This window comes from Pseudomonas trivialis (assembly GCF_036864995.1).
GTDB classification, from domain to species: Bacteria; Pseudomonadota; Gammaproteobacteria; order Pseudomonadales; family Pseudomonadaceae; genus Aquipseudomonas; species Aquipseudomonas trivialis.
The window spans coordinates 1,621,561-1,634,989 of the sequence record NZ_CP142151.1 but is presented as its reverse complement, the minus strand read 5'-3'; the positions used below and the strand labels follow the sequence as shown (position 1 = coordinate 1,634,989).

The following is a 13,429-nucleotide window of genomic DNA, read 5'->3' as shown; positions in this document are numbered from 1 at the left end:
CACTCTGATCTGGTGGGGCTGCAATCATGTTCGGCAACAACCTTTCGCTGGAGCGAACCCTGGTGGGAGCGGGCTTGCCTGCGATAAAGGCACTGCGGTGGTTCCAGTGATACCGCGGTGATGCTATCGCAGGCAAGCCAGCTCCCACAGGGGATCGGTGCCAGACCAAGGATAGGTATTTCAAAGGGGACACAAACAACAAGGGGGCGAATCTTCATCCGCCCCCTGTGTGTCCGCTTATTCCTGCGGTTCTTCTTCGTCTGCGGCAGCATCGAGGGTTGGCTCGTCGATGTTGTCATCGCCGGTTGCGATCACCTCACCGTCAAACTCTTCACCTTCCAGCTCTTCGCCTTCAATTTCCGAAGGCTCCTGCACACGTTCAAGGCCTACCAGCTTCTCGTCCTTGGCCAGCTTGATCAGGGTTACGCCCTGAGTGTTACGGCCCAGGCTCGAGACTTCGGCCACACGGGTACGTACCAGGGTGCCCTGGTCGGAAATCAGCATGATTTCCTCGCCGTCGAGCACCTGCACCGCGCCGACCAGACGGCCGTTGCGGTCGTTGCTGACCATGGCGATCACGCCCTGGCCGCCACGCTTGTACTCGGGGAACTCGCTGATGGCTGTGCGTTTGCCGTAACCACGCGCCGAAGCGGTGAGGATCTGGCTGCCTTCTTCCGGGATCAGCATCGAAATCAGCTTCTGCCCTTCCGGCAGACGCATGCCGCGTACACCACGGGCGGTACGGCCCATGGCACGCACGTCGGATTCCTTGAAGCGCGTGACCTTGCCGCCATCGGAGAACAGCATCACTTCACGCGCGCCATCGGTAATGGCGGCCGAGATCAATACGTCACCCTCATCCAGCTCCAGGGCGATCAGGCCCACGCTGCGCTGACGGCTGAAGGATTCCAGCGGGGTCTTCTTGACGGTGCCTTTGGCTGTCGCCATGAAGATGAAGTGACCTTCGGTGTACTCGTCGACCGGCAGCATGGTGGTGATGTATTCATCACTGTCCAGGGGCAGCAGGTTGACCAGCGGACGACCACGGGCGGCGCGGGAGGCCTCCGGGATTTCGTAGGTTTTGAGCCAGTACACCTTGCCCTTGCTGGAGAACAGCAGCAGCGTGGTGTGGCTGTTGGCGACCAGCAGGTGAGCGATGTAGTCCTCATCCTTCACGCCGGTAGCCGATTTGCCTTTACCGCCACGACGCTGGGCCTGGTACGCCGCCAGCGGCTGGGTCTTGGCATAGCCGCCGTGGGAGATGGTCACCACGCGGTCTTCTTCCGGAATCATGTCGCCCAGGGTCAGGTCGAGGCGGGCATCGAGGATTTCGGTGCGGCGCACATCGCCGTATTCGGCGCGGATCACTTCCAGCTCTTCGCGGATCACTTCCATCAGGCGCACAGCGCTGTTGAGGATGCGGATCAGCTCGCCGATCTGGTTGAGAATCTCCTGGTATTCGGCCAGCAGTTTCTCGTGCTCAAGGCCGGTCAGACGGTGCAGGCGCAGCTCGAGGATGGCCTGGGCCTGTTCGGGCGACAGGAAATACTTGCCGTCACGCAGGCCGTATTGCGGGTCGAGGGTCTCGGGACGGCAGGAGTCGGCGCCTGCGCGCTCAACCATCGCCACGACGGCGCTGGATTCCCACGGCATCTTGATCAGCGCTTCCTTGGCTTCAGACGGCGTCGGCGAAGCCTTGATCAGCGCGATCACCGGGTCGATGTTCGACAGCGCAACCGCCTGGCCTTCCAGGATGTGGCCGCGCTCGCGGGCCTTGCGCAGTTCGAACACGGTACGGCGGGTGACCACTTCGCGACGGTGACGCACGAAGGCTTCCAGCAGGTCCTTGAGGTTCAGGATGCGTGGGCGGCCGTCGATCAGTGCAACCACGTTGATACCAAACACGCTTTGCAGCTGGGTCTGGGCGTAGAGGTTGTTGAGGATGACCTCAGGCACTTCGCCACGACGCAGTTCGATCACCACACGCATACCGTCTTTGTCGGACTCGTCGCGCAGCTCGGTGATGCCTTCCAGTTTCTTCTCTTTAACCAGCTCGGCGATCTTCTCGATCAGACGCGCCTTGTTGAGCTGGTACGGCAGTTCGGTGATGACGATCTGCTGGCGGCCACCGACCTTGTCGATGTCTTCGATGATCGAGCGGGCGCGCATGTAAATGCGGCCGCGACCGGTGCGATAGGCTTCGATGATGCCGGCACGACCGTTGATGATCGCGGCGGTCGGGAAGTCCGGACCGGGGATATATTGCATCAGCTCATCGACAGTCAGCTCGGGGTTGTCGATGAGGGCCAGGCAACCGTCGATGACTTCACCGAGGTTGTGCGGCGGAATGTTGGTGGCCATGCCCACGGCAATACCGCTGGAACCGTTGACCAGCAGGTTGGGAATACGGGTGGGCATGACGGCCGGGATCATTTCGGTGCCGTCGTAGTTCGGCACCCAGTCCACGGTTTCCTTGTGCAGGTCGGCCAGCAACTCGTGCGCCAGCTTGGTCATGCGCACTTCGGTGTATCGCATGGCCGCGGCGTTGTCGCCGTCGACCGAACCGAAATTGCCCTGGCCGTCTACCAGCAGGTAGCGCAGGGAAAATGGCTGGGCCATCCGAACAATGGTGTCGTACACCGCAGTGTCGCCGTGAGGGTGATACTTACCGATCACGTCACCGACAACACGGGCAGATTTCTTGTACGGCTTGTTCCAGTCGTTACCCAGCTCGCTCATCGCGAACAGCACACGCCGGTGCACGGGCTTCAAGCCATCGCGCGCATCAGGCAGTGCCCGACCCACGATTACGCTCATTGCGTAGTCGAGGTAGGACTGTTTCAGCTCGTCTTCGATATTGACCGGGAGGATTTCTTTGGCCAGTTCGCCCATGAGAAGCCTGATTCCTTTTTCGGGTGAAACCTCGTCACATCCATTCGGGATGAACGAAGCTCGCCGCTGCCGGCAGGGTGCCTGACAACGACTTACGACAAATCAACGAGTTATGACACGGATCTGCACGTTACAGGCAACCCCTTTGGGTGGCCCTGGAAACCGCCGGATGTTATCACAATCGCCGCCACGCACCTATCCCCCTGATGCGCATGGAGGCCAGTAATTTGACCGGTGACAGGCTTGAGGGGGACGAGAGGGGCTCAGAGGTGGGGTGGTGGTGTTTTTTGATGGTGAATCCGGGAGTTTTATTGACTTTGAGGGCGAATCGGGGGCAAGCCCCCTCCCACACTTGAATGGTGAACACAGTCAAACATGTGGGAGGGGGCTTGCCCCTGACAGCAATGACACAGACACCACAGCCGTCAATGCAGTCGCTTACGGCACATCAACCTGGCCAGCTTGGCGGTATCCGGCCGCTCCACAACACCTTTTTCGGTGACGATCACATCAATCAGATCGGCCGGCGTCACGTCGAACGCAGGATTCAACGCCTGCACCTCCAGGCGCTGGCCGCCAATCTCCAGCAACTCCTCGACATCGCGCTCTTCCAGCGTCACATCCTCGCCGGTGGCCATCATCAGGTCGACCGTCGAACTCGGCGCCACCACCATGAAGCGCACGCCATGGTGCATGGCGCACACGGCCAACTGGTAGGTGCCGATGGTGCTGATCACATCACCATTGGCCGCAATGCAGTCGGCGCCGACGACCACCCAGGTCACGCCCTTGGTCTTGAGGATATGTGCGCCGGCAGAGTCGGCATTCACCGTGACCGGGACCCCGTCGCCCGCCAGCTCCCAGGCGGTCAGTCGCGAGCCCTGCAGCCAGGGGCGGGTCTCGTTGGCATAAACCTGCTCGACCAGGCCCTCCAAAAAGGCCGCGCGAATCACGCCGAGCGCGGTGCCAACGCCGCCCGTCGCCAGGGCGCCAGCGTTGCCATGGGTGAGGATCGCCTGGACATTGCCCTGATGCTTGCGAATCCGCTCCATGCCCAATTGGGCCATGACGACGTTGGCTTCACGGTCGCTCTCATGGATCGTGATCGCTTCGGCTTCCAGCGCCGCCAGGGGGTCGGCGTGCTTCTTGAGGCGGTCCAGGCGGTCGCGCATGCGCTTGAGTGCCCAGAACAGATTGGCGGCGGTCGGACGGGTATCGGCCAGCAGCGCGTAGTCGTCCTCCCACGCCGCCTGCCAGTCATCACCTTCGGTGATACGCGCGCGGGCGGCCAGCACCAGACCGTAAGCGGCGCTGATACCGATGGCCGATGCCCCGCGCACCACCCTCGCCCGAATGGCCGTGGCCACTTCCTCCGCTGTCGAGCAGGCCACCCAGCTCTGGCGGGCCGGCAAGGTACGCTGATCGAGCAGGTACAGTGCGCCATCGCGCCACTCGATGGCCTTCACTTTCTGTGCAGCCAACAGTCGGTCGCGCATCCCTAACCCCGTACTCATGAACAAAAGCCGCCGATTATAGCGATCCGCCAGCCAGGACGCTCGGGTATACTTCGCCCTTCTTTTATAGCTGCCAGGGAAGAAGCCTGCGATGACCGCCACTGCCGCCCCGCTCGACTTATTGCTGCTGCCGACCTGGCTGGTACCTGTCGAACCTGCCGGCGTGGTGCTCAAGGAGCATGCACTGGGCATTCGCGATGGCTGCATTGCTTTTATCGGGCCAAGGGCGGCCGCGTTGAAGCTGGCGGCCAACGAAGTGCGCGAGCTGCCGGGCATGCTGCTCAGTCCCGGCCTGATCAACGCCCACGGGCACGCGGCGATGAGCCTGTTTCGCGGCCTGGCCGACGACCTGCCGCTGATGACCTGGCTGGAAAAACACATCTGGCCCGCCGAGGCCAAGTGGGTCGATGAAGCCTTCGTACGCGACGGCACCGATCTCGCGATCGCCGAGCAGCTCATGGGCGGCATCACCTGTTTTGCCGACATGTACTTCCACCCCAAGGTCGCCAGCGACTGCGTGCACAACAGCGGCATGCGCGCGCAGATCGCGATCCCGATCCTCGACTTCCCGATCCCCGGCGCCAGCAGCGCCGACGAGGCGATCCGCCAGGGCATCGAACTGTTCGGCGACCTCAAGCACCACCCGCGCATCAAGATCGCCTTCGGCCCCCACGCCCCCTACACGGTGTGCGACGCCAACCTGGAAAAGGTGCGGGTCATCGCCGAAGAGCTCGACGCCGTCATCCAGATGCACGTGCACGAAACTGCCTTCGAGGTGCAGCAGGCCGTCGAACAGACCGGCGAGCGGCCATTGGCGCGCCTGGGCCGCCTCGGTTTGCTTGGCCCGCGCTTCCAGGCCGTGCACATGACGCAGATCAGCGAGGACGACCTGGCCTTGCTGGTCGAAAGCAACACCAGCCTCATTCATTGCCCCGAATCCAACCTGAAACTGGCCAGCGGCTTTTGCCCGGTGGAGCGCCTGTGGCAGGCCGGGGTCAATGTGGCCATCGGCACCGACGGCGCGGCCAGCAACAATGACCTGGACCTGCTCGGCGAAACCCGCACCGCCGCGCTGCTGGCCAAAGCCGTGGCCGGCTCGGCCACCGCGCTGGACGCCCACCGCGCCTTGCGCATGGCCACCCTCAACGGCGCGCGGGCCATGGGCCTGGAAAGCCAGATCGGCTCACTGGAAGTGGGCAAGGCCGCCGACATGGTCGCCTTCGATCTTTCAGGCCTGGCGCAACAACCGATCTTTGACCCGGTCTCACAACTTATCTATGCCACCGGGCGCGAGTGCGTGAAACACCTGTGGGTCGCCGGCAAGCAGTTGCTCGACGACCGGCAACTGACCCGCATGGATGAACAACAGTTGACCGCCAAGGCCATCGCCTGGGGCCAACGCATCAGCGGGCATAACGAATAACGAAGGCGCTGGACCGCACGTTCAGCACCGACCAACCGATTATCAGATTCAGAGGATTGACCATGAGCAACGTCGACCACGCCGAAATCGCCAAATTCGAAGCCCTGGCCCATCGCTGGTGGGACCGCGAAAGCGAATTCAAACCCCTGCACGACATCAACCCGCTGCGGGTCAACTGGATTGATGAACGCGTCAACCTGGCCGGCAAGAAGGTGCTGGACGTGGGCTGCGGCGGCGGTATCCTCAGTGAAGCCATGGCCCTGCGCGGTGCCACCGTGACCGGCATCGACATGGGCGAAGCGCCGCTGGCCGTGGCCCAGCTGCACCAGTTGGAGTCGGGCGTCAGCGTCGAATACCGCCAGATCACCGCCGAAGCCCTGGCCGAAGAGATGCCCGAGCAGTTCGACGTGGTCACCTGCCTTGAGATGCTGGAACACGTGCCGGACCCGTCGTCGGTGATCCGCGCCTGTTTCCGCATGGTCAAGCCCGGCGGCCAGGTGTTCTTCTCCACCATCAACCGCAACCCCAAGGCCTACCTGTTCGCGATCATCGGCGCCGAATACATCATGAAGCTGCTGCCGCGCGGCACCCATGACTTCAAGAAATTCATCCGCCCGAGCGAGCTGGGCGCCTGGAGCCGTCAGGCCGGCCTGACCGTCAAGGACATCATCGGCCTGACCTACAACCCGCTGACCAAGCACTACAAGCTGGCCAACGACGTTGATGTCAACTACATGATCCAGACCCTGCGCGAGGAGTGAGCCTGTGAAGCTGCGAGCAGTTCTCTTCGATATGGACGGTACCTTGCTGGACACTGCGCCGGACTTTATCGCCATCTGCCAGGCCATGCGCGCCGACCGCGGCCTGGCGCCGATCAACCCCGAGCATGTGCGTGATGAAATCTCCGGCGGCGCACGGGCGATGGTCGCGGTGACCTTCTCGATGGACCCCGAATCTCCAGGCTTTGAAGACCTGCGCCAGGAATTCCTCGAGCGCTACCTCAAGGGCTGCGCCATCCACAGCACGTTGTTCGACGGCATGGAGCAACTGCTGCAGGACATCGAGAAGTCCAAACTGATCTGGGGCGTGGTCACCAACAAGCCACTGCGCTTCGCCGAGCCGATCATGCAGCAACTGGGCCTGGTCGAGCGCTCGGCCTTGCTGATCTGCCCGGACCACGTAAAAAACAGCAAACCGGACCCGGAGCCGCTGATCCTGGCGTGCAAGATGCTCGACCTCGACCCGGCCAGCGTGCTGTTCGTGGGCGATGACCTGCGCGATATAGAATCCGGCCGTGACGCCGGCACGCGTACCGCTGCGGTCACCTACGGCTACATCCACCCGGACGACAACCCGCGTCACTGGGGCGCCGACGTGGTGGTGGACCACCCGCTGGAACTGCGCAAGGTGCTGGATAACGCACTGTGCAGCTGCTGAGTGTTGCAAGGTCTTGTTGCCCCCTGAACATCCAGTGTGGGAGGGGGATAGTCAGTGTTTTCAAAGTCGAGGTTGTTTATGTTTGATTACTCAGCACGCCCGGAACTGCTCAAAGGCCGGGTGATCCTGGTAACCGGTGCCGGTCGCGGGATCGGCGCTGCAGCGGCGAAAACCTATGCGGCCCATGGCGCCACCGTGCTGTTGCTGGGCAAAACAGAAGCCAACCTGGCCGAGGTGTATGACCACATCGAAGCCGCCGGCCAGCCACAACCGGTGGTGATTCCGTTCAACCTGGAGACCGCCCTGCCCCATCAATACGATGAGCTGGCCGTGATGATCGAAAAGGCCTTCGGCCGCCTCGACGGTTTGTTGCACAACGCCTCCATCATCGGCCCGCGCACGCCGCTTGAGCAGTTGTCCGGCGAACACTTCATGCAGGTGATGCAGGTGAACGTCAACGCGATGTTCATGCTGACCCGCACCCTGCTGCCGCTGCTCAAGCTGTCCCAGGATGCGTCAGTGGTGTTCACCTCCAGCAGCGTCGGACGCAAGGGCCGGGCCTATTGGGGCGCCTATGGGGTGTCGAAGTTCGCCACCGAAGGCTTGATGCAGACCCTGGCCGATGAGCTGGAAGACGTGGCGGCGGTACGCGCCAACAGCATCAACCCGGGCGGCACGCGCACCAGCATGCGCGCCCAGGCGTATCCCGGAGAAACCCCGATGGACAGGCCGGCACCGGAAGAGATCATGCCGGTGTACCTGTACCTGATGGGCCCGGACAGTGCCGGAGTGAGTGGGCAGGCATTCGACGCGCAGTAATCCCAGTTTGGGAGGGGCCTTGTGGCGAGCGGGCTTGCCACAGGTACCCTGTCACATCTGGTTTGCAAGGTCAGTTCTTCACCACCTCTTCGAGGGTGAAGCGGCCCAGAGGATTTTGCAGGAAGTTGCTCACGTTCTTGCGCGAGATATTGATGTAGGGGCTGTAATACAGATCGATCCAGTTCACGTCCTGTTTCGCCAACTTCTGCAACTCCACATACATCTGCCCGCGCTTGACCGGGTCAGCCTCGATCCGCGCGGCGGCTACCAATTCCCTGACCTTGTCGTTCTTGTAGCGGGTCATGTAGTTCTGGTTGGTGTCGTGGCCCAGCACGAAGGTGGTCTTCTGGTCCGGGTCGAGGATGTCGTTGGTCCAGTACATCACCGAAATATCGTACTCACCGTCCACCAGCATCTGCCAGCTCTGGGTCGGGTCGACCTTCTGCAGGTTGGCGGTGACGCCGACCTTGGCCAACTGGTCCTTGATAATCACCGCAATCTGCTCGTCGGCTTCGTTGCCGGCGTTGACCACGTAGTTGAGCTTCAAGTCCTTGGCACCGGCCGCTTCCAGCAGCTTTTTGGCGGCGGTCGGGTCGTACGGGCGTTGCAGGTTGTCGGCGTAGTGGTACAGCGAGCCTTTCGGAATGTAGGAATAGGCCACGGTGCCCTGACCGTAGGTGGCGGCCTTCACCAGCGACTGCTTGTCGATAGCCATGTCCAGCGCTTCACGCACTTGCTGTTTGGCCAGCAGGCCGTGGGCGTGGTTGATCAGCAGGTGATCCTCACGGGTGGACGGGTCGGCGTGGATCACTACGTTGCTGTCTTTCTTCAGCTCTTCAACCCGTGAAAACGGGACGAAGATCGCCGTGTCCAGCTCGTTGTTCTGCACCATGCGCATGCGCGTGTTGTCGTCGGTCACCGACACCCATTCCACACCATCGAGGCTGACGTTTTTGGCCTGCCAGAAGTTCGGGTTCTTTTTCAGGATCACACGGTCGCCCTTGCGCCACTCCTCCACGGTGAACGCGCCGGAGGTCACCGGATTTTCCGAGTAGGCGTCTTCGCCCATGTCGGTCATGGCTTTTTCCGACAGGATCGAAACGGTAGGCGACGCCAGTTGCGACAGGAAAGCCACGGCCGGGGTCTTCAGGGTGACAACCAGGGTTTTCGCGTCGGCAGCCTTGGCGGTGTTGATCAGGTTGAACGGGTCGGCCCACAGCGAGGCTTTGTTGTCACGAATACGCAGCAGGCTGAAGGCCGCATCGGCAGCGGTGATTGCCGAGCCGTCGGAGAATTTCGCGTCACGCAGCTTGAACGTGTAGGTCAGGCCGTCCTTGGAAATCTCCCAGCTTTCGGCCAGGCCAGGCTCCATTTTGGTACCCAGGTTATCCACCCGCACCAAGGTGTCGTAGACGTTGGCGAACACCCAGGTGTCGCGGTTCTGCGCGCTCTTGATCGGGTCGAACGTGGTGCTGTCCTCGCGGCAGCCGATGGTCAGCACCCCGGCGGCCTGGGCCAACCCGGCGGTGAGGGACCAGGCGGTCAATGTGGCGGCGGCAAGCAACTTCAAATGGCGTGATTGCATGTCATAACTCCTTGTCTATGAATGGCAGGGGGTGGGTCAAAGCAGAGGTTCTTCAAGCACGCAACTGTACCGATGCTCGTGCAGGAAATGGGTGGGCGGCAACACCACGGAACACATGGCCCGCGCATGCCGGCAACGCGGGTGAAACGCGCAGCCGTCGGGCAGGTTCAGCGGGCTGGGTGGCTCGCCCGGCAGCGGCTCGGCAGGTAACGGCCGATGAGGATCGATCTCCGGGATTGCCTGGATCAGCGCCGCCGTGTACGGATGACGGGGCGCGGTGAACACTGCTTCCACCGGCCCTTCTTCCACGATCTTGCCCAGGTACATCACCGCCACGCGATCGCACAGGCGGCGCACGATGGCGAGGTCGTGGGAGATAAACAGAATCGCCAGGTTCATGCGCTGTTGCAGTTCCAGCAGCAGGTTGATGATCTGGCCCTGGATCGACACATCCAGCGCCGCCACACACTCGTCGGCAATGATCAGGCGCGGCTCCACCGCCAGCGCGCGGGCGATGCCGACGCGCTGACACTGGCCGCCGCTGAGGGAGCCAGGCTTGCGTGACGCCAGCTCGGGGCGCAGGCCGACCAGATCGAGCAATTCATTCACGCGCGCCGGGATCTGCTGCGGCGCGACTTTGCGCTGCACCCGCAACACTTCGGCGAGGGTTTCGCCGATGGTCTGGCGCGGATTCAACGCCGCGTACGGGTCCTGGAAGATCATCGCGGTTTCATGGCGCAGGCGGGCGATGTCGATGGCGCTGCCGTGGGCCATGTCGATGCCATCGAACAGCACCTGACCACCACTGATGGGATTGAGGTGCAAAATCGCGCGGCCCAGGGTGCTTTTGCCGCTGCCGGACTCGCCCACCAGACCGAGGGTTTGCCCCGCCTCCAGGTTCAGCGACACCCCGTTCACCGCCCTCACCCACTGCTTGTTCAAGCCGAACAAGCCGGTGCCGGACGCGGCAAACTTCACCTCAAGATCCTTGATCTGCAACAGGCTCATGGGCGCTCTCCCAGTGGATAGTGGCACGCCACCCGCGCGCCCTGGGGCAGCACCTCGGTGCACAACACGCCCACCTGCGGACAGCGTGGATTGAAACGGCAACCGGACGGCAGCGCATCCAGCAACGGCGGCTGGCCGGGGATGGTACGCAGCAACGCGTGACCGCTGCTGTGAGCGGGCTGGCAGTCGATCAGGCCGGCGGTGTACGGATGCTGCGGACGGGCCAGCAGCTCGTACTTGCTGCCGTGTTCGCACAGGCGACCGGCATACATCACGGCGATGGAGTCACAGGTCTGCGCCACCACGCCGAGGTCGTGGGTGATCATGATGAGCGACAGGCCGCGCGTGTCACGCAGGTCCAGCAACAGCCGCAGGATCTGCGCCTGTACCGTCACGTCGAGCGCCGTGGTCGGCTCGTCGGCGATCAGCACCTTCGGGTTGCAGCCCAGCGCCACGGCGATCATTGCGCGCTGGCGCATGCCGCCGGAAAACTCATGGGGAAAGTTGTCGACCCGCGCCTGCGGGTCGGGAATGCCCACCTGGCGCAACACCTCGATGGCCTGCAGGCGCGCCTCCTTTTTCGATGCGCCTTGATGCAGGCGGATGCCTTCGGCGATCTGCTCGCCGATGCGCATCAGCGGGTCGAGGTGACTGCTGGGGTTCTGGAAGATCATGCCCAATTGTCCGCCACGCACCGCGCGCATGCCGGCATCGTCAAGCTGCAACAGGTCCTGGCCGACCAGCCGTACAGTGCCGCCTTGCACCCGCAGGTTCGGCGACGGCAGCAGGCGCATCAAGCCGCGACAGGCCATGGTCTTGCCCGAGCCGCTCTCGCCCACCAGGCCGAGGATTTCGCCTTCGGCCAGGTCGAAGGACACCCGGTCGACCAGCGTGACATCGCGCCCGGCGTTGTTGGCGATCACGCTGAGGTCGCGCACCTGCAGCAGGCTCATGTGCGGTCTCCCAATACCTGCGCCACGCCGTCGGCCAGCAGGCTGAAGCCCATGGCCAGGGTCACGATGGCCAGCCCTGGAAAGGTGCAGATCCACCAGGCCGTGGTGATGAATGCCTGCCCTTCCGCCACCATGGTGCCCCACTCGGCCGTCGGCGGCTGCACGCCCAGGCCCAGGTAACTCACGGCAGCGCCGTTGAGCAGCACCAGCACCGCATCCGACATGGAAAACACAATCGAGCCAAACATCGCGTTGGGCAGCAAATGCCGGAACAGGATGCGCCCATGGCCAAAGCCCAGGCTTCTGGCAGCCAGGGCGAACTCGCTTTCCTTGAGCACCAGAATCTGCGAGCGGATCAGCCGCGCGTACGACACCCAGCCCACCAGCGCCATGGCGATATAAAAACTCTTCAGGCCCGGGCCGAGGATGGCCATGATCGCCAGCATCAACACCAGGAACGGGAACGCCAGGATCACGTCGATCACGCGCATGCAGACGCTGTCGAAGCGCCCGCCGACATAGCCGGACACTGCGCCGACGAAGGTACCGATCATGAACGGGAAGATCACGCCGACAATGGCCAGTTGCAGGTCAATCCGCGCGCCCCAGATCACCCGGGACAGGATGTCGCGCCCATAGTTGTCGGTGCCGAACGGGTGCGCCAGGCTCGGCGCCAGCAGGCTGAATTCGGTGTTCTGCGCAATCGGGTCATAGGGCGCGACCCAGGGCGCAAACAGCGCCAGGGCCAGCCACACCAGCAATACCAAAAGCCCCCACGCGGCGGTCAGCCGGCCATTGCGAAAGCCCAGCCGCAGGCGCAGGCGCCATGGCGCAATCATCGGAGGGCTGCTCATTGCATCTTCACCCGTGGGTCGAGGGTCACGGTCACTACGTCCGCGATGAAGTTGACCAGCACCGTCGCGCACGCCAGCACCATCGCCACGCCCTGCACCACCATGTAATCGCGGGTAAAAATGCCGCGTACCAGCAACTGGCCGATGCCGGGAATGGCGAACAGGCTTTCGATAACCACCGTGCCACTGATCAACCAGCCGATATTCACCGCCAGCAGGTTGACCGCCGGCACCAGGGAATTGGGCAGCACATGCCGGCGAAACACCGCCGCTTCCGATAGCCCACGGGCCCGGGCGGCGGTGACATGGTCGGCCTGCAATTCCATCAACATGCTCGCCCGCAGGTTGCGCACCAGCACTGCCGAGAGCGCCAGGGCAATGGTCAGGCACGGCAGCACCATGTGGTGCGCCTTGTCCAGCCAGGTCCGGCCGTAACCGGACACCGGGAACAGCCCCCATTGCACGCTCAGCACAAGAATCAGCATCAGGCCCAGCCAGAACGCCGGCATGCCCAGGCCCAGCGTGGTGAACACGCGGATCAGGTTGTCCGCCCAGCCACCTTTGCGACGCGCCGCCACCGTGGCCAGCGGCACCGCGATCAGCAGCGCCAGCAGCACGCTGCCGAGCACCAGCACCAGGGTCGGTTCGATGCGGGTCACGATCAGCTTCAGGGCATCGACTTTGTACAGCAGGGACTGGCCGAGGTCGCCCTTGAGCAGGTTTTTCAGGAAGTAGAAATATTGCAGCCACAGCGGCTGGTCGAGGCCAAACTGCGCGCGAATCTTCAGCAACGCGTCCGGCGTGCTGCGCGAGCCGAGCAAGGCCCGCGCCGGGTCGCCGGGGATCGAGCGCACCAGCACAAAGGTGATCAGGCTGATGCCAAACAGCACCGGCAGCAATTGCAGCGGCCGGGACAGCACAAAACGGTAGCGCGCAAGGTTCAT

General features: G+C 63.0%; 11 protein-coding genes. 4 read left to right on the top strand and 7 right to left on the bottom strand.

What is annotated here, in order from left to right; translation table 11 throughout:
* Positions 1–237 precede the first annotated feature (237 nt).
* The gene (gene gyrA, locus VRB54_RS07290; RefSeq protein WP_209980365.1) at positions 238–2,892 is read right to left on the bottom strand and encodes a DNA gyrase subunit A; all 2,655 of its coding nucleotides are present in this window, start codon (positions 2,890–2,892) and stop codon (positions 238–240) included.
* A 425-nt stretch (positions 2,893–3,317) separates the two neighbouring features.
* Entirely contained in the window at positions 3,318–4,388 is a 1,071-nt protein-coding gene (gene mtnA / locus VRB54_RS07285; protein ID WP_338480154.1) for an S-methyl-5-thioribose-1-phosphate isomerase, read from the bottom strand.
* Positions 4,389–4,497: 109 nt separating this feature from the next.
* Between mtnA and VRB54_RS07280 the strand changes: the two genes are divergently transcribed.
* The 4 genes from VRB54_RS07280 (at position 4,498) to VRB54_RS07265 (ending at position 8,085) form a co-directional block, all read left to right on the top strand.
* The gene (locus VRB54_RS07280) at positions 4,498–5,829 is read left to right on the top strand and encodes a TRZ/ATZ family hydrolase (protein WP_322213005.1); all 1,332 of its coding nucleotides are present in this window, start codon (positions 4,498–4,500) and stop codon (positions 5,827–5,829) included.
* Positions 5,830–5,891: 62 nt separating this feature from the next.
* Positions 5,892–6,590 carry a bifunctional 2-polyprenyl-6-hydroxyphenol methylase/3-demethylubiquinol 3-O-methyltransferase UbiG gene (ubiG, locus tag VRB54_RS07275; protein WP_057009609.1) on the top strand — a complete coding sequence of 233 codons (699 nt, stop codon included), beginning with the start codon at positions 5,892–5,894 and terminating at the stop codon, positions 6,588–6,590.
* 4 nt (positions 6,591–6,594) lie between these two features.
* Positions 6,595–7,266 carry an N-acetylmuramic acid 6-phosphate phosphatase MupP gene (gene mupP, locus VRB54_RS07270; protein WP_338480152.1) on the top strand — a complete coding sequence of 224 codons (672 nt, stop codon included), beginning with the start codon at positions 6,595–6,597 and terminating at the stop codon, positions 7,264–7,266.
* Between the two features lie 78 nt (positions 7,267–7,344).
* On the top strand, positions 7,345–8,085 hold the full coding sequence (locus VRB54_RS07265) for a YciK family oxidoreductase (RefSeq protein ID WP_338480151.1): 741 nt from the start codon (positions 7,345–7,347) through the stop codon (positions 8,083–8,085).
* A gap of 70 nt (positions 8,086–8,155) precedes the next feature.
* On the opposite strand, the gene VRB54_RS07260 is transcribed toward VRB54_RS07265, so the two are convergent.
* From VRB54_RS07260 to VRB54_RS07240, 5 genes are read right to left on the bottom strand one after another with little or no spacing between them, the layout of a single operon-like run.
* Positions 8,156–9,670: an ABC transporter substrate-binding protein gene (locus tag VRB54_RS07260; protein WP_338480150.1), complete on the bottom strand. Its 1,515-nt coding sequence runs from the start codon at positions 9,668–9,670 to the stop codon at positions 8,156–8,158.
* A 36-nt stretch (positions 9,671–9,706) separates the two neighbouring features.
* Positions 9,707–10,678 (bottom strand): ABC transporter ATP-binding protein, encoded by a 972-nt coding sequence (locus VRB54_RS07255; protein WP_338480149.1) that lies wholly within the window; start codon positions 10,676–10,678, stop codon positions 9,707–9,709.
* Positions 10,675–11,631 carry an ABC transporter ATP-binding protein gene (locus VRB54_RS07250; protein WP_338480148.1) on the bottom strand — a complete coding sequence of 319 codons (957 nt, stop codon included), beginning with the start codon at positions 11,629–11,631 and terminating at the stop codon, positions 10,675–10,677. The genes VRB54_RS07255 and VRB54_RS07250 overlap by 4 nt, the downstream gene beginning before the upstream one ends.
* Positions 11,628–12,485, bottom strand: coding sequence for an ABC transporter permease (locus VRB54_RS07245; RefSeq protein WP_338480147.1), 858 nt, complete (start codon positions 12,483–12,485; stop codon positions 11,628–11,630). Before VRB54_RS07245 ends, VRB54_RS07250 begins: the two co-directional genes overlap by 4 nt.
* The gene (locus VRB54_RS07240; RefSeq protein ID WP_057009602.1) at positions 12,482–13,429 is read right to left on the bottom strand and encodes an ABC transporter permease; all 948 of its coding nucleotides are present in this window, start codon (positions 13,427–13,429) and stop codon (positions 12,482–12,484) included. Before VRB54_RS07240 ends, VRB54_RS07245 begins: the two co-directional genes overlap by 4 nt.

Excerpts from the sequence above, each read along its gene's own strand:
- gyrA (WP_209980365.1), bottom strand. The coding sequence starts at position 2,892 with ATGGGCGAACTGGCCAAAGAAATCCTCCCGGTCAATATCGAAGACGAG.
- VRB54_RS07245 (WP_338480147.1), bottom strand. The coding sequence starts at position 12,485 with ATGAGCAGCCCTCCGATGATTGCGCCATGGCGCCTGCGCCTGCGGCTG.
- ubiG (WP_057009609.1), top strand. The coding sequence starts at position 5,892 with ATGAGCAACGTCGACCACGCCGAAATCGCCAAATTCGAAGCCCTGGCC.
- VRB54_RS07265 (WP_338480151.1), top strand. The coding sequence starts at position 7,345 with ATGTTTGATTACTCAGCACGCCCGGAACTGCTCAAAGGCCGGGTGATC.
- mtnA (WP_338480154.1), bottom strand. The coding sequence starts at position 4,388 with ATGCGCGACCGACTGTTGGCTGCACAGAAAGTGAAGGCCATCGAGTGG.
- VRB54_RS07260 (WP_338480150.1), bottom strand. The coding sequence starts at position 9,670 with ATGCAATCACGCCATTTGAAGTTGCTTGCCGCCGCCACATTGACCGCC.
- VRB54_RS07250 (WP_338480148.1), bottom strand. The coding sequence starts at position 11,631 with ATGAGCCTGCTGCAGGTGCGCGACCTCAGCGTGATCGCCAACAACGCC.
- VRB54_RS07255 (WP_338480149.1), bottom strand. The coding sequence starts at position 10,678 with ATGAGCCTGTTGCAGATCAAGGATCTTGAGGTGAAGTTTGCCGCGTCC.
- VRB54_RS07280 (WP_322213005.1), top strand. The coding sequence starts at position 4,498 with ATGACCGCCACTGCCGCCCCGCTCGACTTATTGCTGCTGCCGACCTGG.
- VRB54_RS07240 (WP_057009602.1), bottom strand. The coding sequence starts at position 13,429 with ATGAACCTTGCGCGCTACCGTTTTGTGCTGTCCCGGCCGCTGCAATTG.